Source organism: Desulfomicrobium escambiense DSM 10707 (assembly GCF_000428825.1).
GTDB classification, from domain to species: Bacteria; Desulfobacterota; Desulfovibrionia; order Desulfovibrionales; family Desulfomicrobiaceae; genus Desulfomicrobium; species Desulfomicrobium escambiense.
Map to the genome: position 1 here is coordinate 23,510 of NZ_AUAR01000026.1, position 22,723 is coordinate 46,232.

The 22,723-nt window shown below is 62.7% G+C and carries 25 protein-coding genes and 2 rRNA genes; 18 read left to right on the top strand and 9 right to left on the bottom strand.

Going from position 1 to position 22,723, the window contains the following annotated elements:
* Positions 1–25 precede the first annotated feature (25 nt).
* The gene (locus tag G394_RS0115155) at positions 26–604 is read right to left on the bottom strand and encodes a flavin reductase family protein (RefSeq protein ID WP_028578387.1); all 579 of its coding nucleotides are present in this window, start codon (positions 602–604) and stop codon (positions 26–28) included.
* A gap of 126 nt (positions 605–730) precedes the next feature.
* Here G394_RS0115155 and uvrA point away from each other — a divergent pair, with 126 nt between their 5' ends.
* From uvrA to G394_RS0115170, 3 genes are all read left to right on the top strand, one after another.
* Positions 731–3,472 carry an excinuclease ABC subunit UvrA gene (gene uvrA, locus G394_RS0115160; protein WP_028578388.1) on the top strand — a complete coding sequence of 914 codons (2,742 nt, stop codon included), beginning with the start codon at positions 731–733 and terminating at the stop codon, positions 3,470–3,472.
* Positions 3,473–3,543: 71 nt separating this feature from the next.
* Complete coding sequence (locus G394_RS20905) at positions 3,544–3,813, top strand: DUF4160 domain-containing protein (protein WP_084435727.1); 270 nt, start codon at positions 3,544–3,546, stop codon at positions 3,811–3,813.
* On the top strand, positions 3,794–4,048 hold the full coding sequence (locus G394_RS0115170; protein WP_028578390.1) for a DUF2442 domain-containing protein: 255 nt from the start codon (positions 3,794–3,796) through the stop codon (positions 4,046–4,048). Before G394_RS20905 ends, G394_RS0115170 begins: the two co-directional genes overlap by 20 nt.
* Before the next feature lie 103 nt (positions 4,049–4,151).
* Here the strand turns inward: G394_RS0115170 and rfaD are convergent, their stop codons facing one another.
* Positions 4,152–5,135 (bottom strand): ADP-glyceromanno-heptose 6-epimerase, encoded by a 984-nt coding sequence (gene rfaD / locus G394_RS0115175; protein WP_028578391.1) that lies wholly within the window; start codon positions 5,133–5,135, stop codon positions 4,152–4,154.
* A 201-nt stretch (positions 5,136–5,336) separates the two neighbouring features.
* Between rfaD and hisH the strand changes: the two genes are divergently transcribed.
* On the top strand, positions 5,337–5,978 hold the full coding sequence (gene hisH, locus G394_RS0115180) for an imidazole glycerol phosphate synthase subunit HisH (protein ID WP_028578392.1): 642 nt from the start codon (positions 5,337–5,339) through the stop codon (positions 5,976–5,978).
* Positions 5,968–6,747, top strand: coding sequence for an imidazole glycerol phosphate synthase subunit HisF (hisF, locus tag G394_RS0115185; protein ID WP_028578393.1), 780 nt, complete (start codon positions 5,968–5,970; stop codon positions 6,745–6,747). Before hisH ends, hisF begins: the two co-directional genes overlap by 11 nt.
* Positions 6,748–6,876: 129 nt before the next feature.
* On the opposite strand, the gene G394_RS0115190 is transcribed toward hisF, so the two are convergent.
* The 4 genes from G394_RS0115190 to rpoZ all read right to left on the bottom strand — a co-directional run bounded on the left by G394_RS0115190 (position 6,877) and on the right by rpoZ (position 9,476).
* Positions 6,877–7,446 (bottom strand): acetate uptake transporter, encoded by a 570-nt coding sequence (locus G394_RS0115190; protein ID WP_211226303.1) that lies wholly within the window; start codon positions 7,444–7,446, stop codon positions 6,877–6,879.
* Positions 7,447–7,593: 147 nt separating this feature from the next.
* Positions 7,594–8,073 carry a cyclic pyranopterin monophosphate synthase MoaC gene (gene moaC / locus G394_RS0115195; protein WP_028578395.1) on the bottom strand — a complete coding sequence of 160 codons (480 nt, stop codon included), beginning with the start codon at positions 8,071–8,073 and terminating at the stop codon, positions 7,594–7,596.
* 63 nt (positions 8,074–8,136) lie between these two features.
* A complete protein-coding gene (dnaJ, locus tag G394_RS0115200; RefSeq protein ID WP_028578396.1) occupies positions 8,137–9,246 on the bottom strand; it encodes a molecular chaperone DnaJ in 1,110 nt (369 codons plus the stop codon).
* Positions 9,246–9,476, bottom strand: a complete 231-nt coding sequence (rpoZ, locus tag G394_RS0115205; protein WP_028578397.1) for a DNA-directed RNA polymerase subunit omega — start codon at positions 9,474–9,476, stop codon at positions 9,246–9,248. The genes dnaJ and rpoZ overlap by 1 nt, the downstream gene beginning before the upstream one ends.
* A 269-nt stretch (positions 9,477–9,745) precedes the next feature.
* Here rpoZ and G394_RS0115210 point away from each other — a divergent pair, with 269 nt between their 5' ends.
* From G394_RS0115210 to ispH, 13 genes are all read left to right on the top strand, one after another.
* Positions 9,746–10,495, top strand: coding sequence for a tRNA lysidine(34) synthetase (locus tag G394_RS0115210; RefSeq protein ID WP_028578398.1), 750 nt, complete (start codon positions 9,746–9,748; stop codon positions 10,493–10,495).
* A gap of 108 nt (positions 10,496–10,603) precedes the next feature.
* Positions 10,604–11,383 (top strand): flagellar biosynthetic protein FliR, encoded by a 780-nt coding sequence (gene fliR / locus G394_RS0115215; RefSeq protein WP_028578399.1) that lies wholly within the window; start codon positions 10,604–10,606, stop codon positions 11,381–11,383.
* Positions 11,384–11,389: 6 nt separating this feature from the next.
* Positions 11,390–12,457 (top strand): flagellar biosynthesis protein FlhB, encoded by a 1,068-nt coding sequence (flhB, locus tag G394_RS0115220; RefSeq protein ID WP_028578400.1) that lies wholly within the window; start codon positions 11,390–11,392, stop codon positions 12,455–12,457.
* 29 nt (positions 12,458–12,486) lie between these two features.
* A complete protein-coding gene (gene flhA / locus G394_RS0115225; protein ID WP_028578401.1) occupies positions 12,487–14,571 on the top strand; it encodes a flagellar biosynthesis protein FlhA in 2,085 nt (694 codons plus the stop codon).
* A 1-nt stretch (position 14,572) separates the two neighbouring features.
* Entirely contained in the window at positions 14,573–15,631 is a 1,059-nt protein-coding gene (locus G394_RS0115230) for a flagellar biosynthesis protein FlhF (RefSeq protein WP_028578402.1), read from the top strand.
* Positions 15,632–15,651: 20 nt separating this feature from the next.
* Positions 15,652–16,467, top strand: coding sequence for a MinD/ParA family protein (locus G394_RS0115235; protein ID WP_028578403.1), 816 nt, complete (start codon positions 15,652–15,654; stop codon positions 16,465–16,467).
* Positions 16,421–17,224, top strand: coding sequence for a FliA/WhiG family RNA polymerase sigma factor (locus tag G394_RS0115240; RefSeq protein WP_028578404.1), 804 nt, complete (start codon positions 16,421–16,423; stop codon positions 17,222–17,224). Before G394_RS0115235 ends, G394_RS0115240 begins: the two co-directional genes overlap by 47 nt.
* A 41-nt stretch (positions 17,225–17,265) precedes the next feature.
* Complete coding sequence (locus G394_RS0115245; RefSeq protein ID WP_028578405.1) at positions 17,266–17,646, top strand: chemotaxis response regulator CheY; 381 nt, start codon at positions 17,266–17,268, stop codon at positions 17,644–17,646.
* A gap of 45 nt (positions 17,647–17,691) precedes the next feature.
* Positions 17,692–18,450, top strand: coding sequence for a flagellar basal body-associated FliL family protein (locus G394_RS0115250; RefSeq protein WP_028578406.1), 759 nt, complete (start codon positions 17,692–17,694; stop codon positions 18,448–18,450).
* Positions 18,450–18,752 (top strand): hypothetical protein, encoded by a 303-nt coding sequence (locus G394_RS0115255; protein ID WP_028578407.1) that lies wholly within the window; start codon positions 18,450–18,452, stop codon positions 18,750–18,752. Before G394_RS0115250 ends, G394_RS0115255 begins: the two co-directional genes overlap by 1 nt.
* Positions 18,753–19,184: a hypothetical protein gene (locus tag G394_RS0115260; protein ID WP_028578408.1), complete on the top strand. Its 432-nt coding sequence runs from the start codon at positions 18,753–18,755 to the stop codon at positions 19,182–19,184.
* A gap of 99 nt (positions 19,185–19,283) precedes the next feature.
* Positions 19,284–20,279 carry a tRNA dihydrouridine synthase gene (locus tag G394_RS19500; protein ID WP_043776194.1) on the top strand — a complete coding sequence of 332 codons (996 nt, stop codon included), beginning with the start codon at positions 19,284–19,286 and terminating at the stop codon, positions 20,277–20,279.
* On the top strand, positions 20,260–21,114 hold the full coding sequence (gene ispH / locus G394_RS0115270; RefSeq protein WP_028578409.1) for a 4-hydroxy-3-methylbut-2-enyl diphosphate reductase: 855 nt from the start codon (positions 20,260–20,262) through the stop codon (positions 21,112–21,114). Before G394_RS19500 ends, ispH begins: the two co-directional genes overlap by 20 nt.
* 89 nt (positions 21,115–21,203) lie before the next feature.
* On the opposite strand, the gene G394_RS0115275 is transcribed toward ispH, so the two are convergent.
* From G394_RS0115275 to G394_RS0115285, 3 genes are all read right to left on the bottom strand, one after another.
* Positions 21,204–22,202, bottom strand: a complete 999-nt coding sequence (locus G394_RS0115275) for a glycosyltransferase family protein (RefSeq protein WP_028578410.1) — start codon at positions 22,200–22,202, stop codon at positions 21,204–21,206.
* A gap of 209 nt (positions 22,203–22,411) precedes the next feature.
* A 5S ribosomal RNA gene (gene rrf / locus G394_RS0115280) occupies positions 22,412–22,526 on the bottom strand.
* Positions 22,527–22,558: 32 nt separating this feature from the next.
* A 23S ribosomal RNA gene (locus G394_RS0115285) occupies positions 22,559–22,723 on the bottom strand; the annotation flags it as partial.

A 22,723-nucleotide genomic window follows, 5' to 3' on the forward strand; every position in this document is an offset into this window, starting at 1 on the left:
TGAATCCGGAAGGTTGAGGTCCGGGCTAGTCCTTCCCGCAGAAGGACTGACCCATTTCGAAAGCCTGCCCGACATACTCACCCACGGCATGATAGGCTCTGGAAACGGGGGTGAAGATGAGGGGCTGCACTTTGGCCGCATCCGGATATCCCCTCGCATCCAGGACATCCTCATCAGCCTTGACATCTACGATCTCTCCAATGAACTGCACGTGCATGCCTAGCGGCACGGTCCGCAGCAATACGCACTCCAGCACCAGGGGGAACTCCCCGACGTACGGGGCGTCGACGAGTTGCGAACGCACCGGGGTCAGGCCCGCGGCGGCGAACTTGTCCGTGTCGCGGCCCGAGGCGATGCCGAAAAAGTCGGCCTGGGAGGCGAAACGCACCGAGGGGACGCTCACGGTGAAGGCCTTGCGGACGGTGATGGCCGAGAAGCTGTGCCGCTCCTCGCGTAGGGAAACGGCCACGCACGGCGGCTTGGAACAGCAGATCCCGCCCCAGGCCGCGGCCATGGCGTTGGGCTTGCCGCTTTCGTCATAGGAGCCGATGATCCACAAGGGCGTCGGCTGGGCCAGGGTCTTGGCCCCGAGGGATATTTTCATGGTCGTCTCCGGGATGGCGTCACGTTCATTTCCTCATGTCCCACTTGCCAGTGATTTTCATATGGTTATAGGTAGCATCCCGCAAGTCTAAACCTGCATTTTCCCTGCAGCTGCAACAGGGCGTTCATGGATACCAAAGTCATACATATAGAAGGCGCGCGCGAGCACAATCTCAAGAACCTGACCCTGGACATCCCCCGCGACAAGCTGGTGGTGGTCTGCGGGCCTTCGGGGTCGGGCAAGTCCACCCTGGCCTTCGACATCGTCTATGCCGAGGGGCAGCGCCGCTACGTCGAGTCCCTGTCGGCCTACGCGCGCCAGTTCCTGCCCCAGATGGACAAGCCGGCCATCGACCTCATCGAGGGCCTGACCCCAGCCATCTCCCTGGAGCAGCAGACCATCTCCAAGAACCCGCGCTCCACCGTGGGCACGGTCACGGAGGTCTACGACTTTCTGCGCGTCTTCTACGCTCGCCTGGGCACGCCCTGCTGCCCCGAGTGCGGTGTGCCCATCCAGGCCCAGACCGGCGACCAGATCATGGACCGCATCATGAGCCTGCCCGAGGGCACAAAATTCATGCTCCTGGCGCCCATGGTCGACCACAAGAAGGGCACCCACGCCGATCTTTTCAAGAAGCTCAAAAGCCAGGGCTTCGTGCGCGTGCGCGTGAACGGAGAGGTCCTGCCCCTGGACCCCATGCCGGAGCTGGCCAAGAACCTGAAGCACAGCGTCGACCTGGTGGTGGACCGCCTGGTGCTCAAGGCCGACATGCGCAAGCGCCTGGCCGACTCCGTGGAACTGGGCCTCACCTCGGGCGAGGGACGCATCGTCGTGTCCGTCATCGGCGGCGAGGACATCTTCTTCTCCACCGACGCGGTCTGCCCCCGCTGCAGCCTGAGCCTGCCCAAACCGAGCCCCCAGCTCTTCTCCTTCAACAGCCCGCAGGGCGCCTGCCCCCACTGTTCGGGCCTGGGGGCGGTGGAATATTACGAACCGGTCCTGCTGGCCCCCAACGGCGGCCTGTCCCTGCGCCAGGGCGCCATCCTACCCTGGAAGGGCCGCGCCTTCGACCGCTTCGCCGCCGACCTGAAGGCCCTGGGCCTGCGCCAGAATTTCACCCTGGACACGCCCGTGCGGGAGTTCACGCCCGAGGCCCGGAACGCCCTGTTCCACGGCGAGGGCGACTGGCCGGGCGTCATCCACTTCCTCGAACAGGGTCAGGGACTCGGCCACATCTGGCGCGACGAGCTTGCGCGCTACCGCCAGACCATGGACTGCCCCGAATGCAGGGGCGCCCGCCTGCGGCCCGAAGCCCTGTCCGTACGCGTGGAGGGGCTCAACATCTTCGACTTCTGCGCCCTGCCCATCGCCCGCGCCCTGAAGTGGCTGCATGGTTTGGACTTCGCCGGCGTGAACGCCGAGATCAGCACGCCGCTGCTCAAAGAGCTGCGCCACCGCATGGAATTCCTGGCCAACGTGGGTCTGGACTACATCTGCCTGGCCCGCAACATGACCACCCTGTCCGGCGGTGAGGCCCAGCGCATCCGCCTGGCCGGGCAGCTGGGCTCGGGCCTGGTCGGCGTGACCTACGTCCTGGACGAGCCGAGCATCGGCCTGCACCCGCGCGACAACGTGCGCCTCATCAGCACCCTGCGCCAGCTCCAAAGCCGCGGCAACACGGTGCTGGTGGTCGAGCACGACGAGCCCACCATCCGTTCGGCCGACCACGTGCTGGAACTCGGCCCCGGCTCGGGCTTCCTGGGCGGGGACCTGGTCTTCGCCGGCACGCCCGAGAAGCTGGTCAACGAGTCCCAGAGCCTGACGGGCAAATACCTGCGCGGCGACCTGCGCATCGCCCGGCCGCCGGCGCGCAGGACATCGGGCCGGGCCATCACCCTGCGCGGGGTGACGACCAACAACCTGCGCGGCATCGACGTCCGCTTCCCCCTGGACTCCCTGGTCTGCATCACCGGGGTTTCGGGCTCGGGCAAGAGCTCCCTGGTGGTGGACTCCCTGTACAAGCACCTGGCCCTCGCCCAAGGCCTCAAGGTCGAGGCGCCGGGGACCATCGGCGGCATCGACGGCGCCGAGGCCCTGGAGAAGATAATCTCCATCGACCAGAGCCCCATCGGCCGTACGCCCCGCTCCAATCCCGCCACCTACACCAAGATCTTCGACGAGATCCGGGCCATCTTCGCCGGCAGCAAGGACGCCCGCAAGCGCGGCTACAACGTCGGGCGCTTCAGCTTCAACGTGCGCGGCGGCCGCTGCGAGGCCTGCCAGGGCGACGGCCAGATCCGGGTCGAAATGCACTTCCTGCCCGACGTCTTCGTGACCTGCGAGGTCTGCGGCGGCAAGCGCTACAACCGCGAGACCCTGGACATCCTGTACCGCGACAAGTCCATAGCCGACGTTCTCGACATGACGGTCCGCCAGGCCCGGCAGTTCTTCGCCAACCACCCGGCCTTGGAGCGCAAGCTCGGGGTCCTGGAGGAGGTGGGCCTGGAGTACATCCGCCTGGGCCAGCCGGCCACGACCCTGTCCGGCGGCGAGGCGCAACGCATCAAGATCTCGCGCGAGCTGGGCAAGCGGAGCCTCCCCGGCACCCTCTACATCCTGGACGAACCGACCACGGGCCTGCACATGCACGAGGTCGGCAAGCTCATCTCGGTGCTGCACACCCTGGTGGACAAGGGCGCCTCGGTCATCGTCATCGAGCACAACCTGGACGTGGTGGCCGCCTCGGATCACGTCATCGACCTGGGCCCCGGCGGCGGCGAGAACGGCGGCCTGGTCGTGGCCCAGGGCACGCCCGAGGAACTGAAACAAAACCCCGGCTCAGTCACGGGCCCCTTCCTGGAACTGTAATCAAGGGGCATACTTGTCGAACTCAGGAGTCGGCGCTATGTTGTGACAAATTGATACCAAATGGGATGCGCATGCCGACAATCCTCCTGCTTCTTGGCTGGCGACTTTTCTTTTACGCCAACGAAGGCAACGAGCCCATCCACATCCATTGTCGAAAAGGGGATATGGAATGCAAATTTTGGCTCAACACCCAAACGTTTGACATCGAAGAGGCGTTTTCTTTCAATGTCACACGCTCCGAAAAAAGGGTTGTCCGCAAAATAATCTTCGAACACTTCGAATATATTGAAGAACAGTGGAAAATATTCCAGGACGGGAGAAATGAAGAAGCACGTCGTTGAAGATATTCGCTTCGAAATGGGCAGTCTGCTGGTCCGTATCGATGGGGCGCAGAAAAAATTCCCCCTCAAGGCCGTTTCTCCTCTCTTGGCCGGTGCCTCTCCACGGGAACGCGACACCTTCGAGGTTTCGCCCTCCGGCTACGGAATCCACTGGCCCCTGCTCGACGAGGACCTGTCCATAGACGCGCTGCTGGGCGTTGTGGACGAACCTTCCTGGCATCGAAAAAGCGCCTGAGCGATCAAGCACGCCGGGCGAAACCAGATCGCATCCGCAGCAAACAAGACAGGCGGCCCGGAAAACCCCGGGCCGCCTGTCTTGTTTGTTTCTATGACGACCGTCAGTAGCGCGATGTCAGGTGGGCGTAGCCGTGCATCAGGTAGTTCTGGACGTAGTCGGCGACGCCGTCCTCCAGGGGACGGAAGTCCACGTCGCAGCCGCGGCCGGACAGCTTCTTCAGGTCGGCGCAGGTGTAGTACTGGTACTTGCCGCGCAGGGCGTCGGGCATCTCGACGTACTCGACCTGCGTCTCCCGGCCCATGGCCGCGAACACCCCGCGCGCCAGGTCGTTCCAGGTCCGGGCCTGGCCCGTACCGACGTTGAAGACGCCGCCGACGCCGCGGTTCTTGAGCAGCCAGTCGATGACCCGCACGCAGTCCTTGATGTAGACGAAGTCGCGGCGCTGCTCGCCGTGGGCGTATTCCTGGCGGTAGGACTTGAAGAGCTTCAGCTTCCCGGTCTGCCGGATCTGGGTGAAGGCCTTGCAGACCACGGAGCGCATGTCGTCCTTGTGGTACTCGTTGGGGCCAAAGACATTGAAGAACTTGAGTCCCGCCACCTTTTCCAGGAGCCCGTCGCCCTTGAGCCAGAGGTCGAAGAGATGCTTGGAGTAGCCGTACATGTTGAGCGGCTGCAGGGACTCCATGGCCTCGTCGGAGTCGTCGAAGCCGCGGCTGCCGTCGCCGTAGGTCGCGGCGGAGCTGGCGTAGATGAAGCGCGCGTCGCGCTCCAGGGCGAAACGGCACAGGGCCTTGGAGTATTCAAGGTTGTTGCGCATGAGGTAGTCGCAGTCGGCCTCGGTAGTGGCCGAACAGGCGCCCATGTGGATCACGGCCTCGATGCGGCCTTCCATGTACCGGGTCTTGGTCAGGCCCAGGAATTCGTCCTTGTGGATGTAGCGGTGGTACTTGAGGCCCACGAGGTTGCGCCACTTGTTCGTGCTGGCAAGGTTGTCGACCACGAGGATGTCGCGGATGCCCTGGCGGTTCAGTTCCCAGGCCATGGCGCTGCCGATGAAGCCGGCGCCGCCGGTGATGATGATCATAGTGCCTCCCTTTCGAGTCTTCTCCCACCGCCCCTAGCTTGAAAGGGACCCAGGGGCAAGACGCCAGCCCCTGTACGGGACTGATTCCAGTCCGCCTGACGCGCCGGCGTTCCGGCCAGAGGAACATTCGGGTCTTGGTTTTTGCACGGGCTTTGGCTACAGTGCCGCCTTCCTGTCCACCACTTCCACGAGGAGCACCCTATGCTCGCCATCCTTGACTACAAGGCCGGCAACCTGACCAGCGTCAAGCGCGCCTTGGACTATCTCTCCATCCCCTGCACCATCACGGCCGACGCCCACGTCATCGCGGGCTGCGAGGGGCTCATCTTCCCCGGCGTGGGTGCGGCCGGTTCGGCCATGGCCTACCTCGGCCGGTCGGGGCTGAAAGAAATCATGGCCCATGAGATCGCCTCGGGCAAACCGCTCCTGGGCATCTGCCTGGGCTGCCAGATCCTGCTCGAATACAGCCCGGAAAACGACACGACGACGCTTGGCCTCATCCCGGGCCGCTGCGACATCTTCACCCCGGATCTGGCCGAGGAGGACGGTTCGCCCATCAACATCCCGCACATGGGCTGGAACACCGTGGCCCTCAAGAAGGACTGCCATCTCTTCGACGGCATCTCCCCGGAAAGCGAATTCTATTTCGTGCACAGCTACTACCCCAACCCCGCCCCCGAATACGTCATCGGCACGACCTACTACGGACGGGAGTTCTGCTCCGTGCACGGCCGCGACGGGCTGTGGTCGGCCCAGTTCCACCCGGAGAAGAGCGGACGGCCGGGCCTGAAACTGCTCTCCAACTTCTACGCGTACTGCAGGGAGGCGGCCAATGCTCAGTAAACGGATCATCCCCTGCCTGGACGTCAGGAACGGCAAGCTGACCAAGGGCGTCAAGTTCGAAGGCAACGTGGACATCGGCGACCCGGTCGAGACGGCCAAGCGCTACTACGAGGAAGGGGCCGACGAGATCGTCTTCTACGACATCACGGCCTCCCACGAGGGCCGGGGCATCATGCTCAAGGTCGTGGAGGCCGTCGCCTCGCAGATCTTCATCCCCTTCTCCGTGGGCGGCGGCATCTCCACCGTGGCCGACATGCGCGACGTGCTCCTGGCCGGCGCCGAGAAGATCTCCGTCAACTCGGCCGCGGTGAAGACGCCGCACATCATCACCGAAGGGGCCGAAGCCTTCGGCTCCCAGTGCGTCGTCGTCGGCATGGACGTGCTGCGCGTGCCCACAAGCAAAGCCATCCCCTCGGGCTACGAGATCGTCATCCACGGCGGCCGCAAGCACATGGGCATCGACGCCCTGTGGTGGGCCAGGGAGGTCGAGCGCCTGGGCGCGGGCGAACTGTGCGTCAACTCCATCGACGCCGACGGCACCAAGGACGGCTACGAACTGACCCTGACCCGGCTCATCGCGGACAGCGTGCGCATCCCGGTCATCGCCTCGGGCGGGGCCGGCAACCCGCAGCACATGGTCGACGCCGTGACCGAAGGCCGCGCCTCGGCCGCCCTCATCGCCTCCATCGTGCACTACGGCGAGTACACGGTGACGGACCTCAAGAACTACATGGCCGACAAAGGGGTCAAGGTGCGCCGCATCTGGTAGCGCGCCCCTCGACATGCCCGATCAAAGGCCTTCGTTCCCGGACGGGGGCTTTTCTTTTGCCGGGCGCACGCCGAAAAAAAGGCCGACCACAGCGTGATCGGCCTTTCCTGGCGCCATGGCGTCCCCGAGCTACTTCTTCGCCACTAGGCCCAGCGGGAGAACCGTGCGGTCGTAGACCTCGTTCAGGACCTGGGCGATGGCCGTGTAGAAGGCCGAAAAGCCGCACAGGATGCCGACGTAGCCGGCCGTGGTCTTGTAGGCCGCGATGTGGGTCAGGTCGCCGATGGCCAGGAGCCAGAACAGGGCGACCAGGGTGCCGAAGACGACCTGCAGGGCCCGGCTCAGGCGGAAGGTGCCGAGGAACATGCAGAAGGTGAAGAGGCCCCAGATGGCCAGATAGATGCCCATGGCCGTCTCGTCGCTCTTCTCGGCCAGGCCCAGGGCGGGCAGGATCCAGATGGCCACCAGGGACAGCCAGAAGGAGCCGTAGGCCGTGAAGGCCGTCAGGCCGAATGTGTTGTTCTTCTTGGACTCCAGCAGGCCGGCGAAGATCTGCGCGATGCCGCCGACAAAAATGCCCATGCCCATGATCATGGAGTTGACCGGGTAGAGCCCGGCGTTGTGGATGTTCAGGAGGATGGTGGTCAGCCCGAAGCCGAGGAGGCCCAGGGGGGCGGGATTGGCCGAAGTGTCCTTGATGATGCTCTCAGTGGTCACGAATATATCCTTGTCTTGTGTGTCAAAGGGTTGCGCGGCGTATGCCGCCACGGGAGGCCTGGGCCGCGAAAAAAGGCGCGCCGGGGATGAACCGGGGCGCGCCGTGAAAACCGGAAATCGAGATGAACGTCACTCGGCGTTGAACTCGCCGCTCTTGCCGCCGCTCTTGTGCGTCAGCCTGCAGTCCGTGATGCGGATGTCCCGCTGCACGGCCTTGCACATGTCGTAGATGGTCATGGCTGCCACCTGGGCCGCCATGAGGGCCTCCATCTCGACGCCCGTGGGCCCTGTGGTGCGGGCCTCGGCCTCGATCTCGATGGACAGGTCGACCGGCACCGGGGTCAGGCGCACGTCGGCCTTGGAAAGGAGGATGGGGTGGCACATGGGGATGAGTTCCCAGGTGCGCTTGGCTGCCATGATGCCGGCCACCTTGGCCGTGGTCAGCACGTCGCCCTTGGGCAGGGCGTTTTTGGTCAGCAGGTCGAAGGTGTGCGCGTTCAGAAGCACGCGGCAGCGGACCACGGCCCGTCTTTTGGTGTCGGCCTTGCCGCCGACGTCCACCATGACCACGTTCCCGGCCTCGTCGATATGCGTCAATTTCTCTTCCACACGCCCTCCCTGAAATGAAAAAGGCCGGAAACAGGTTCCGGCCGTTCGCAGCTTTCGCCCGGACTAGTCGCCCATGGCTTTCTTGAAGAAATCCTTGACCTTGTTCAGCGGACGGTTGTCCTCGAGCTTTTCGAACTCGCGCAACAGCTCCTCCTGCTTTTTGGTCACGTTGGTCGGGATGCGCACCGAGACTTCCACCAGCAGGTCGCCCTTCTGGGTGCTACCCAGGTGCGGCAGGCCGAGGCCCTTGATGCGCAGGATCTTGCCGGACTGGGTGCCCTTGGGGATTTCCAGGCTCACGGGCTCGTCGAGGGTCGGGACTTCGATCTTGGCCCCGAGGATGGCCTGCACGATGGAGATCTCCGCCACGATGACCAAATCCTGGCCACGGCGGGTGAATATCTTGTCGTCCTCGACGTAGATGACCACGTAGAGATCGCCATGCGGCCCGCCGAAATCACCGGGCTCGCCCTCGCCGCGCAGGCGCAGGCGGCTGCCGTTGTCCACGCCGCCGGGGATGCGCACCTTGAGGTTCTTGTTGATCTGCGTCACGCCCTGGCCGCGGCACTTGGCACACGGGTGGGTGATGACCTTGCCCTCGCCCCGGCAGACGGGACACGGCACGGAGATGCGGAAAAATCCCTGGCTCTGGGTGACCTGACCCTGCCCGCGGCAATGCTGGCATGTCTCGGGGGTGTGCCCCGGCGTGGAGCCGGACCCGCCGCAGTCGGAACAGGTCTCCTTCTTGGGGATATTGAGTTCGACCTCGGTTCCCTTGGCCGCGTCGCGGAAGGACACGGTCAGGTTGTAGCGCAGGTCCGCCCCGGCACGCGGACGGCGCCGGCCACCGGCGGCCGCGCCGAATCCGAAGAAATCCCCGAAGATGTCGCCGAAGGCGCTGAACACGTCCTCGGAGGAGTGGAAATGATCCCCGAAGCCCTGGCCGTTGACGCCGGCATGACCGAACCTGTCGTACTGGGCGCGCTTGGGCGCGTCGCTCAGAACCTCGTAGGCCTCGGCCGCCTCCTTGAACATGTCCTCGGCCTCAGGATTGTCCGGGTTGCGGTCGGGGTGGTATTTCAGGGCGAGCTTGCGATAGGCGCTCTTGATCTCGTCCGCCGAGGCGCTGCGGCCGACGCCCAGCACTTCGTAGTAATCACGCTTGTCAGCCATCACTCATCCTGATCGTCGGCTTCGAAACTGAAATCCTCGATGTGCTCCACATCGGGCAGGACCTTGCCTTCGGCGATCTCGCGCAGGGCGGTCACGATTTCCTTGTTCTTGGACGAGACGAGGGGATCGTACCCTTCGTGATACTGCTTGACCCGCTTGATGGCCATCTGCACGATCAGAAATCTGTTGTTGACCTTCTCCAGGCAATCTTCAACGGTAATCCTGGCCATTACACCTCCGCAAATATATATCGAGTTGAGAATACACGGAAAAAATGCCCGGCTCAACGGATCGAGTCGGGAATAACATTTCACGTTACGCACAACCTCCGGGCCCTGTCAACGTGCAACTCGCCTCCTCCCCGGGGCCGGCCCTTTACACGGGCCTGCGGCGTCGATAGGGAGGCGGGCACCCAAGGCTCATAATACGCATCGCGAATCTGTCAAACCCCTGCGGGGCGCCTGTGCGCTCCGCTGCAAGCCGTTATCCGGAGACCGCCATGGCCCAGTGGGGCAAGCTCAAATACGCCCAGCAGTCCTGCCTCGGACAGGCCGGCAAACTCATGCAGCAGACGGGCATGGCCTGGCCCGGGGCACGCATCGGCTTGGCCGTGTCGGGGGGCATGGACAGCTGGGTCATGCTCCAGGTCATGACCATGCGCCAGCGCATCGTGCCCTTCCCCTTCGAACTCTTCGTCATCCATCTGAACCCCGGCTTCGATTCGACGAACCACGCCCCCCTGGCCGACTGGATGCGGGAGCACGGGGTGGCCGGCCATCTCGAAACCACGGACTTCGGCCCCCGGGCCCACTCGCCCGAAAACCGCAAGAAATCGCCGTGCTTCTTCTGCGCATGGCACCGCCGCAAGCGCCTCTTCGACCTCTGCCGCCAGTACAACCTGACCCACTTGGCCCTGGGGCACAACACCGACGACCTGGTCTCGACCTTCTTCATGAACATGCTGAAGACGGGGAAAATATACGGTCTGGTGCCCAAGGAGACCTATTTCGGCGGCCGCCTGACCCTCATCCGCCCCCTGCTCCTGCTGGACAAGTCCACCATCTCCCAAGCCTGCCGGCAGTGGAAGCTCCCCCTCTGGCAGAACGACTGCCCATCCAAGGACGCCACGGCCCGCAGCGAGACCCTGGACGCCGCCCTGTCCCTGTGCAAGGGCGACAAGCGCATCCGCACCAACATGTTCAACGCCCTGCGCCGCTGGCAGACCGAGTCCTGGCCAGGCATGGTCTAGCAATCCGCCGTTTTTGAGCGGCCTGCGAATTTCGAGTTTTTCCACAGCCAGCAAAGACAGATCGGGGCCAGCCCCGTCCCGTGGTCCGCGTTTTGCTTCAGGCGGCGCATGGACCTCTTCTCCTTCGATCCGGGCGTCACCCTGACCTTTCTGTTTGCGCTCATGCGCATCAGCGTGATCCTTTTCCTCATGCCCTTCTTCGGCGGCCAGACCTTGCCCACGCCCGCCAAGGCGGCCCTCTGCCTGACCCTGACCCTGGCCCTCTGGCCGCGGCTGCCGCTGGTCGGGGACCAACTGCCGGCGCACCCGTTCTCCCTGGCGGTCATGCTCGGCGCGGAACTGCTGATCGGCCTGATCCTGGGCCTGGTCATCCGCTTCGTCTTCGCCGCCATCCAGACCGGCGGCCAGCTCATCGGCTTCCAGATGGGCTTCGCCATGGTCAACGTCGTGGACCCGGATTCAGGCGCGTCCGAGGCGGTCACGGCGCATTTCCTCTACATGGTCAGTTTGCTGACGTTCCTGAGCTTCAACGGCCACCTCTATCTCCTGAGCGGGCTGATGAAAAGCTTCGACCTGCTGCCCCCGGGTTCCATCCTCATCACCGAGCGGCTGGTCTCCCAAGTCTTCGCCCTCTCGGGTCAGATTTTTGTCCTGGCCATCCAGATCGGCGCCCCGGTCATCGCCGCCATCCTGCTGGTGGACCTGGCCCTGGCCCTGGTTTCGCGCGCCTCCCCGCAGATGAACGTGCTGATCATCGGCTTCCCGATCAAGATTAGCGTCGGCTTTCTGTTTCTGGGCATCATCTTCGAGATTCTGACCCTGCACATGGAGGGCTTCGTGTCGCGCATGCCGCTCCTCTTCTCCCAACTCATCGGCGCCATGCGCTAGGACCCCATGTCCCAGACCGATCCGAGCCGCACAGAACAAGCCACCCCCAAACGCCGCAACAAGGCCCGCGGCGAGGGAAGTGTGCCCAAGAGCCAGGAGCTGCCCAAGCCCGTGACCCTGCTCTTCGGCATCATCATGCTGCGCCTGTATCTGGACACCATCCACGCCGAGATGGACAAGCTCATGCGCTGGTTCTTCCATGAAAGCTTCACCTTCGAACTGACCCGAACCTCGGTCTACGCGCTCTTCAAGGACTGCCTCGTCAGCGTCGCCGTCATGGTGCTGCCCGTCATGCTGGTCATCGCCGTCGCGGCCTTCGTCATGGTCCGACTGCAGGTCGGCAAGCTCTGGGCGCCCAAGGTCCTCAAGCCCAAGTTCAAGTTCCTCAACTTCGTGTCCGGACTCAAAAAGCTGATCCTGAGCAAACAGGCGGTCGTCCGCCTGCTCAAAAGCATCTTCATGGCCGTGGCCGTGGCCATCGGGCCCTACGTGGTCCTCAAGCAGGCCCTCGGTGAGGTCATCCCCCTCTTCTACCAGACTCCCGAGGCCATCGCCGCCTACGTCCTCTCGGCCGGACAGACCATGTTCCAGTACGCCCTGGCGCCCATGCTCATCATCGGCGTCGCCGACCTCCTCTATTCCCGCTGGGACTACGAAGAGAACATCAAGATGACCAAGAGCGAGGTCAAGGACGAGCGCAAGCAGGCCGAGGGCGACCCGGTCGTCAAGAGCAAGCAGCGCCAGAAGATGATGGCCGTCATGATGCGGCGCATGATGCAGGACGTGCCCAAGGCCGACGTCATCATCACCAACCCGACCCACCTGGCCATCGCCGTCCGCTACAACGCCCAGGAAGCTCCCGCACCGGTGGTGCTGGCCAAGGGCGCCGGCAAGGTGGCCGAACGCATCAGGGAGATCGCACGCGAACACGGCATCCCCATCCGCGAGAACAAACCCCTGGCACGGGCCTTGTATAAGGTGGTCGAGGTCGGGGACACCATCCCCGAGGAATTCTACCAGGCAGTGGCCGCGATCCTGGCCCAGATCTACCGGACCAGGCAGCGCCGCCCCTAGAACCGCAACCGCTTCAGGACGTCAAAATAATGTCTTCACGCGCCCAGGCCATGACCATCAACTACAAGCGCTTCACCAAGCAGGGAGACTTCCTCCTGGCCGGCGGTGTGGTTCTGACGCTTTTCGTCATGCTGGTGCCGCTGCCGACCATCATCCTGGACGTGCTGCTGGCCTTCTCCATCTCCTTCTCCCTGGTCATCCTCATCACCTCCATGTTCATGACCTCGCCGCTGGAATTCTCCATCTTCCCGTCGGTCCTGCTCGTGACCACGCTCCTGCGCCTGGCCCTGAACGTGGCCTCCACCAGGCTCATCCTGCTGCACGGGGACCAGGGCACCGGGGCCGCGGGCAAGGTCATCCAGGCCTTCGGCGAGTTCGTGGTCGGCGGCAACTTCGCCATCGGCGCGGTCATCTTCCTCATCCTCTTCATCCTGAACAAGACCGTCATCGTGGCCGGCACGACGCGCATCGCCGAAGTCGCGGCGCGCTTCACCCTGGACGCCATGCCCGGCAAACAGATGGCCATCGAGGCCGACCTGAACGCCGGCCTCATCGACGAGGAGCAGGCCGTCAGGCAGCGCGAGAACCTGCGCCGCGAGGCGGACTTCTACGGCGCCATGGACGGCGCGGGCAAGTTCGTATCCGGTGACGTCAACGCGGGCATGTTCATCACCTTCATCAACATCGTCGGCGGCATCTTCATCGGCGTTCTGATGAAGGACATGAGCTGGATGGAAGCGGCCAAGACCTTTTCGCTGCTGACCATCGGCGACGGCCTGGTCTCGACCATCCCCTCGCTGATCACCTCGACCTCGGCCGGCATCATCGTCAGCCGCGCGGCGGCCGAGGCGCGCATGGGCGAGGAGTTCATCGGCCAGCTGACCAACCACCCCAAGGCCCTGAAGCTCGTCTCGGGCGTGCTGCTGCTCTTCGCCATCGTACCGGGCATGCCGACCCTGGCCTTCATGATCATTTCCGGCGCCCTCTTCGGCGTGTCCGTCCTGGCCGACCGCATCAAGGCCGAAACCAAGGAGCCCGAACCCAGGAAAAAGAAGGGCGCGGCGCCCGACAGCCCCGAAGAGGTCCAGGCCCTGCTGCCCCTCGACGTCATGGAACTGGAAGTGGGCTACGGGCTCATCCCCCTTGTGGACGAGGAGCAGAACGGCAACCTGCTGGCGCGCATCCGCTCCATCCGCCGCCAGTTCGCCCTGGACATGGGGGTCATCGTGCCGTCCCTGCACCTGCGCGACAACCTGCAGCTCAAGCCCGGCGAGTACGTGGTCCAGATCAAGGGCAACCGTGTGGCCTCGGCCGAGATCATGATCGACCACTTCCTGGCCATGGACCCTGGCGACGCGCGCCACCGCATCAAGGGCATCGAGACCCTGGAGCCGGCCTTCAACCTTCCGGCCCTGTGGATCCCCGACGCCAAGAAGGACGAGGCCGTCATGGCCGGGTACACCGTGGTCGACCCCTCGACGGTCATCGCCACACACCTGACCGAAGTATTCAAGCAGAACCTGCACGAGTTCCTGGGCCGCCAGGAGGTCCAGGCTCTGCTGGACAACCTGTCCCAGCGCGCCCCCAAGGTCGTGGAGGAACTGGTGCCCGGCATCCTGGCCCTGGGCTCGGTGCAGAAGGTCCTGCAGAACCTGGTGAAAGAGAACGTGTCCATCCGCGATCTGCTGAGTATCGTGGAATGCCTGGCCGACTACGGCCATTCCATCAAGGACCCGGACCAGCTCACGGAATTCGTGCGGCAGCGCCTGTCCAGGACCATCATCAAGCCCTACCTGGGATCCGGCAACCTGCTGCCCATCATCTCCCTGAACCCGGCCATCGAAAACGCCTTCCAGGAGAGCATCAAGCGCACGGACAACGGCACCTACCTGGCCATGGAGCCGGGGCTGGCGCACAAGATCATCCAGGCCATCAACAAGGCCTCCGAAAAGGGTATCGTGGCCGAGGGCCAGCCCGTGCTGCTGACCTCCCCGGTCATCCGGCAGCACCTCGCCCAGCTCCTGGCCCGCTTCCTGCCGACCATGCCGGTCATCTCCCAGGCGGAGATTCCGGCCGACATCAGACTCGAATCCGTAGCCATGGTGGAAATCTAGCATGCAGGTCAGGACATTCACCGGAACGAGCACCAAGGACATCATGGCCCGGATCAAGAACGAGCTGGGCCCTGACGCCATCATCCTCAGCAACCAGAAGCGGTCCGTCAAAGGGGTGACCACCTACGAGATCATGGCCGCCCTGGATGTGCCCCCCGCCGCCACGGAAACGGCCGAGATCGCCCCGCCCCTGGGCCAGGACGACGCATCCTGCCTGCGCGAGGAGTGGACGAGGCTGCGCAAGCAGCTCATGGCCGTGCTCAAGCCCCAGATGGATGTGGGCCTGCTCACGCCCCGACAGCAGCTGGTCTTCGAATACCTGGAACGCGAGGGAGTGAAGGAGGACGTGCTCATGGACCTGTGGGAGAAATTCCGCCGTTCGCCCGACACGCCCACCCTCTCGGTCATGAACGACATGGTCGGCGTCGCCCCCTGGCTGGACACCCCCTGGGAACACAAGATCCATCTCCTGGCCGGCCCCTTCGGCAGCGGCAAGACCAGCACGGCGCTGCGCCTGGCCCTGGCCGCGAAGAAAAACGGAAAAGGCCCGCGCATCCTGGTGGTCAACGCCGACCGCTCCCAGGGCAAGGGGCGCCTCTACCTGCGCCACTACACCGAGCTTTCGGGGCTTTCGTACCGGGAACTGGACACGAGGGAGCACTGGGAGGCCCTGCGCGGCGACGCGCAAAGTTACGACCTCATCCTGGTGGACCTGCCCGGTCTGCCCGGCCGCCAGAGCCTGACGTCCTGGCTGGACGACGCCGCCGGCGGCGCCCTGCCCCCCTGCCACGTTCACCTGGTCCTCAGCCCGCTGTTCGGCTCGTCCCAGATGGAGAGCTTCATGAGCCGGCTGCGCTGCCCGTCGGCGTCCAGCATTATCTGGACGAAGCTGGACGAAGCCTGTAATTACGGGGAAATAATCAATCTGGCCAGCAGCACCGGGTTGCCCGTCTCCCTCTTTTCCGTCGGGCCGGATCTGAAGAACACCCTGGCCCAGCCCTGCGGGCACGATGTCTGGAAACTCCTGCTGCGGCACGAGTTGCCCCTCGCAACCAACTGATAACACGTCCCGGACAGAGCATGAGCGCCAACCTCCCCATCGTTCTCTCGGTCACCTCCGGCAAGGGTGGCGTCGGAAAAACCAACGTCTCCGTCAATCTCGCCCTGTGCCTCGCACGGCTGGGCAAGCGCTGCGTCATCCTCGACGCGGACCTGGGCCTGGCCAACGTCGATGTCGTACTGGGCATGACACCGGAAAAGAATCTGTTCCACGTCTTTCACGAAGGCGTGTCCATCGGCGACATCCTCCACCCGACGGAATTCGGGTTCTCCATCCTGCCGGCGGCCAGCGGCGTGAGCGGCATGCTGTCCCTGTCCACGGGACAGAAGCTCGAACTCCTGGAGGCCATGGACGTCCTGGAGGACAGCATCGACTTTCTGATCGTCGACACGGGGGCGGGCATCAACGACAACGTCCTCTACTTCAACCTGGCCGTCCAGAACCGACTGCTGGTCATCACGCCCGAGCCGACGTCCCTGACCGACGCCTACGCCCTCATCAAGGTCCTGAAGCTGCGGCATGGGGTCGACTCGTTCCACGTGCTGGTCAACATGGCCGGCAGCGAAAAAGCGGCCAGGGAAATCTTCGCCAAGCTCTACAACGCCTGCGACCATTTCCTGGGAGGCATCTCCCTGGATTTCGTCGGCGCAATCCCCCAGGACCCAACGGTGCGCCAGGCCGTCATCCGGCAGCAGCCCTTCTGCAGCCTGAACCCGGAGGCCGAGGCGTCCAGAGCCATGTCCGCCGTGGCCCGCAAGCTGGCGCAATGGAAACCGCAGGACCATCTCGATGGGAACATCAAGTTCTTCTGGAAGAAGCTCCTCTTTGCGGAATAACGCCGCCGAACCGGTCTGGTCCGTGCTGGAGCAGACCGGAACCTCCTTCTCGTCCCTGTCCCCCGCCGACAAGGACCGCATCGCCCGCGCCTTCGCCCCCCGCATCAAGGCCAGCGCCCTGCACCTCAAGTCCAAACTCCCGTCCCACATCGAACTGCCGGACCTGATCAGCGCGGGGACCCTGGGCCTCATGGAGGCCTTCGGCAAATTCAGGCCAGATCTGGGCATCCGCTTCGAAACCTTCGCCGACAACAGGATCCGCGGCGCCATGCTCGACGAACTGCGGCGCATGGATTGGCTCTCGCGGGGGCTCAGACAGAAAATCAAGAAGCTGGAACAGGTCATCCGCGAGTTCGAGCAGGAGAACGGACACGCCCCGTCCCGCAATGAACTGCTCGAAGTCACGGGCCAGGACCGCCTGGAACTGGAGTCGACGCTTGAAGCCCTGAACTCCCAGATCATCCTGAGTCTCGAGGCGATCCAGGAGCACGGAGAGCAGGCCGGAGAGGGGCGCAATCACCAGGAACCCTTTGCCGCCGCGGCATTCCAGGATATCATTGACAAGCTGGGGCATCTCATCGATAGACTGAGCGAACGGGAAAAGCTGGTGCTCAGCTTGTACTACACCGAAGAACTCAACATGAAGGAAGTGGCTTCCGCCTTGGACATCACCGAGGGACGGGTCTCGCAGCTGCACTCGCAGGCCCTGGGGAAGCTCAAGCATATGTTCATGCGCGAGTACGGGGACATCACCTGACGGGCCCTTCGGTTTCATGAATTTCCAATGCGGAGGAATACATGGCGGTCAACACGAACATGCGGGTGCTCATTGTCGATGACTTCTCGACCATGCGCCGGATCATTAAAAATATTCTCAGACAGCTCGGCTTCTCCAACATCATCGAGGCCGACGACGGCGCCGCGGCCTGGGAGCTCCTGAACAAGGACCAGGTGGATTTCATCATCTCCGACTGGAACATGCCCCAGATGACCGGCATCGAACTGTTGCGCAAGGTACGCGCCAGCGAGGAGTTCGCGGACCTGCCCTTCCTCATGGTCACGGCCGAGGCCCAGCAGGAGAACATCATCGAGGCCGTGCAGGCCAAGGTTTCCAACTACATCGTCAAGCCCTTCACTGCGGAAACCCTGGGCCAGAAAATCAACAAAATCTTTGAATAACCATCCTGGCCGGCAGCGTCCCCCGTTGCCGGTCGGGGCCGCCCCATGATCCTTCTCGTCCTTCTCGCCCAGCCGCTCCAGAATGGCGACACCAATGTCGCCCTGGATGATGAACGTCTGCGGGACGAGGTCCCCAAGGGCCTGCAGAAGGTCGAACTCGACCTGGACGACGCCCTGTTCCTCGAATTCGAGGAGAAAGAGGAAGAACCGCCTCCCCCTCCCGCCGAACAGGAGCCCGAGCAGACAGTCCCGGCTCTGGCCCCCCAAGAGCAGACAGCCCCCAAACGTTCGCGGAAAAAAATCTTGATATTCGGTCTCGCTGCGGCACTCTGCCTGCTGTTCGGCGCGGTCGGAGCGTATTTCTTCATGAAATCCTCGTCCGACGAGCCAACAAAGCAACCGGCGGAAGCCGAAGAACCACAGCAACAGACTGAAGCCGCTCCCCATGCCCAGCCCGAAGCCGCGTCGCCCGAAGCCGACAACGCAACGAAGCAGCCTCCGGTGCTCGTGACCCACAGCCTGGAGCGGTTTCAGGTGGAATTCGCGCTTGCGGACCAGATTCGCATCCTTACCTTCACCCTGTCGATCCCCAACGTGACGGAGATCATGCGCCTGGAAATGCAGGTCAAATCGGTTTTCATCAGAGACGGCATCTATGGCTACCTGAAGAGCGCGCCCCTGTCCTTTCTGGACAACCCGGCCAATTCCGATAAGCTCAAAAGCGATCTGGCGGCGGTCATCAACCGGCACATGAAAAGCGGGACCGTGTCGGAAATCCTTATCGAGGAATATGTGGTGCGGTAATGGTCGACAATCTCAATCTCACGACGCTCATCAGCCAGATTCCGGAGGCCCAGAAAATCCACCATACCCAGGTCGCCCACCCCGAAGCGCAGCAGGCCCTTGCCCAGGAAGCGGTGCTGCGCCGCCAGCGCCAGGAGCAGAAACAGGTCCTCAAAAGTGAAGCGACAGACTCCGGCAACCTGGTGGATCCCGAGGGCCACAGCCAGTCGAGCGGGCAGTTCTTTGCCGGGCACGGGGAAGCCCAGGACACGCAACCGGAACCGGAATCGGATCAGGGCCGCCTGATCGACACGCAGGTCTAGATGAACCCGGATTTTTCCTACTGGATTCTGGCAGCGTCCACGGCAGTGGAACTCCTGCTCATGGTGCTGGCGTGCATCTTCTACATGAAGCTCAAGAAGTCGGAGCTCCTCGTCCGCTCCCTGCAGGACAAGCAGCAGGAATTCCTCCAGAAGCTCGACTTCAACGCGCGCCTGGAAAAAGAAATCGTCGAAACCTTCGCCAAGCGGCAGGAAGAGCTGGCCCTGCTCGAAGACAAGCTGCACCAGCGCTCCACGGAAATGCGCCGCCTCCTCGAACAGGCCGAGAACTTCACCAAATCGCCCCAGTTCCTGCGGCAGACCATCCTGAGCGGGTTCCGGCGCGGCCAGTCTGCCCAGGCCTTGGCTCAGGCCACGGGTCTCAGCGTCGACGAGGTGGAACTGATCCTCGACCAGCCCAAGACCGAATCCTGATGCCCCGGGAATTTTCGAGCTGCCTCGGCCTGAAATCCACCACGCGACCCGCCACGATCCGTGCGACACATCGAATTGAAACCATAGACCACAGCTCCCATGACCCCACGCATATCCTTTTCTCCCGACGCGCCATGGCTTGCCCCTCTGGCCGGCTATTCGGACCTGCCCTTCAGACTGCTCTGCCGCGAATACGGCTGCCGTATGGCCGTGACGGAAATGGTCAGCGCCAAAGGACTTATCTACCAAAGCCCCGGCACCCAGGAACTGCTCATGACCAGTGCGGCGGACGAGCCCCTGGTCGTCCAGCTTTTCGGATCCGAGGAGCAATTCCTGGTACAGGCTGTTGAACGCCTGCGGGAGGCCGGTTTCCGCTACTTCGACCTCAACTGCGGTTGCCCGGTGCGCAAAGTCTCCAAAACAGGCAGCGGCGCAGCCCTGCTGAAGGAGCCGCAGCACCTCCTGCGACTCGCCAAGGCCATGATCGGCGCCACGGAACCCGGATGCATGGGGTTCAAGATCCGTCTGGGCTGGTACGTCGGACAGCCGGTCTTTCTGGATGTAGCCAAGGGGCTCGAAGATCTGGGCGCCGGCTGGGTGACCATGCACCCACGCTACGGGGCCCAGGGGTTCACCGGCCAGGCGGACTGGCCCCGGCTGGCCGAGTTGAAGAAAACCGTCGGCCTGCCCGTCATCGCCAGCGGAGACCTTTTCATGGCGGAAGACGCGGTCCGCTGCGTCGAGCAGACCGGTGTCGACAGCATCATGTTCGCGCGGGGCGCCCTGAACGATCCGGCGATTTTCGAGCGCTACCTGGCCTTGCGCGGACATGCCGAAGCATCGGAGAAGAGCGGCCGCCAGGCCATCACCATGGTTCGCAGGCTGTGCGAACTCTATACGGGACCCCGCATGGACAGGTTGGGGCTTTTGAAGATGCGTACTCTGGTGCCTCGCTTTCTCAAAGGCCTTCCCGGCGCGCGCAGCCTGCGGCGCGACATCGTGTTCTGCAAAACCTGGGACGAAGTGTTTGCCCTGCTGGAAGGACAAGCGACGCACATGGAGACGGAGGAGGAACATGGAACTCATCATCGCTGAAACCGCGGGATTCTGCATGGGCGTGGACATGGCCCTGAACAAGCTCGACAAGGCCGTTCGCAACCCGCCCGGCAAGGGCACCATCCATACTCTGGGACCGATCATCCACAACCCGCAGGTGCTCGAACGCTACCGGAACCTCGGGGTGAAACAGACGGACGGCTCGAAACGACTCGACCCGGCGGATGTGGTCATCATCAGGGCGCATGGAATCCCTAAGCAGGTGCAGGAAAACTTCGAAAGGCTTGGTGTAACCCTGATCGACGCCACGTGCCCGAAAGTTAAAAAGGCGCAGATCCTCATCCAGAAACAGGCCGAGCAGGGCAAGCATCTCCTGCTTTTCGGCGAGCGGGACCACCCCGAAGTCAAGGGGCTCATCAGCTACGCACCGGAGCACACGGTGTTTGAAAGCCTTGAGGAAGTGAAAGCCATGACGCTTCCGCAGGGCAGCAGATATTTCCTTGCCGCGCAGACAACGCAGGACCGCGAGTCATTCACCGCCATCCGCGAATTTCTTCTGGGTGAAATCGATCAGGAGATGACCATTCTGGACACCATCTGCACGGCGACGAAAGACAGGCAGGAAGAGGTGCGCATCCTGTCGCGGGAGGTTCAGGCCATGGTCGTGGTGGGAGGAAAAAACAGCGGCAACACCCGCAGGTTGGCCCAAATCGCCCAGGAGGCTGGCGTGTTCACCGTGCATGTCGAAACCTCCGATGAGCTGCCCTGGGGCGAACTTGAAGCCTTCGAACGTATCGGACTCACCGCCGGTGCGTCGACACCGTCGTGGATTATTGAGGACGTCGCCAGGGCGCTCAAAGCCACCCTGGGGTGAGCAGTCGACATGACGGCGATCTACCCGGTCCAACACCGATAATCTGCAGCGGCTATCATCCGCGAATCATGCGGGAGGTGCGCAGGCAATCAAAGGACCGGTCCCGAACCGGCAAATTCCATATACATCCGCGCCCGTTCGGCGTCAGCCTCGGCTTTGGCCAGATGAAGGTACAGCAGGCGCAGATAGCCCTGCCTGATCCCTTCCTTCGCGGCCAGTCTTTCCCGGACCAGGTGCGTGAGGTCCTGGGCTGAAATCCACTCCATGAACTCGCGCGCACGGTCTGCCGCTCGATGCTTCCCCTCAACGGCAGCCAGACCGGCGTCGGCAACTCTGTCCCGCCTCGATTCATCCGCCAGCAGTTCCCTTATGAGCCTCACCAGCGCCGGCAGATCATCCGCATCATAGGTGAACAGATCCTTCCCGTCAGAAAAAAGATCGAGAAGGCCATGACCGACTCGAGGCGTGATCAGGCAGGCACCGCATCCAAGGGCCTCAAACACCCGGAAGTTCAGATCGCCATGCTCGGATATGTTCAGCACGAGTTTCGCGCGGGCATACACTTCATTGTACCTGCCCTGCAAAACCGTCAGGGGGACCTTGTCGCCTAATTCCTGAAGGAGCCTGTGCCTGACTGGAGTGAGAGACGGATCGTTCTTGCCGACAAATACGACATCGTAGCGAGGGTTATCATGGATATCGGTTCGCCGATCCTGGTCCTTGGCAAATAGCGGCAACCAAGAGATCTGATCATCTCTGAGCCGATGCCCCGCAAACGCTGAAAGATGATCGCGCATCGCAACACAGCACAAGTCGAAGGCCTGCGCAAACCGTGGATACCAACTGTGGATATGCGTATCTATCGCGTAAAAAATCGTGGGACACGGGAATGATTCAATATCCCGAAGAAATGGGAGGACGCTGCAATCACCGTAGATGAACATGTCGGGAACCGTGCCGCAATGTTCAATGATGTCATCCCAGCCGACCGCGCGAAAACTTTTTGGCAGGACAACGACATGATATCCTGCATTGCGCATGTGCGAAACGAAGTAGGCATTCCCGGCCCACGCTACTATTTGCTTCATGATTGATGTCTATAGTGCTCAGTTAGCAACACACAATCATTTTATCTGATCGTACCGCACAAGGCCAGAAAGACTCATATGTCAAAATAATTCAGCAATAACGAGGAGATGGGACTACAAAGATAGCGTAGCAAAGGCGATGAAAAAAGTGGAAGGCGAGGGCTCAGATTACGGCGGACATGGGGGATAAAGAGCAGAAATAAAAAAAGTCCTGGCGACGACCTACTTTCCCACCAGTGGACTGGCAGTATCATTGGCGCTGGAGGTCTTAACTTCCGAGTTCGGAATGGAATCGGGTGTGGCCCCTCCGCCGTGGTCACCAGGACGAAATATGTAAGAAAAACAGGTGAAGAGAGAGAGTTAAGACTCACGATCTATTAGTACCGGTCAGCTGAACACATTACTGCGCGTACACTTCCGGCCTATCTACCAGGTGGTCTTCCTGGGATCTTAAGTGTCTTGCGACAAGGGAGAACTTATCTTGTGGCTGGTTTCCCGCTTAGATGCTTTCAGCGGTTATC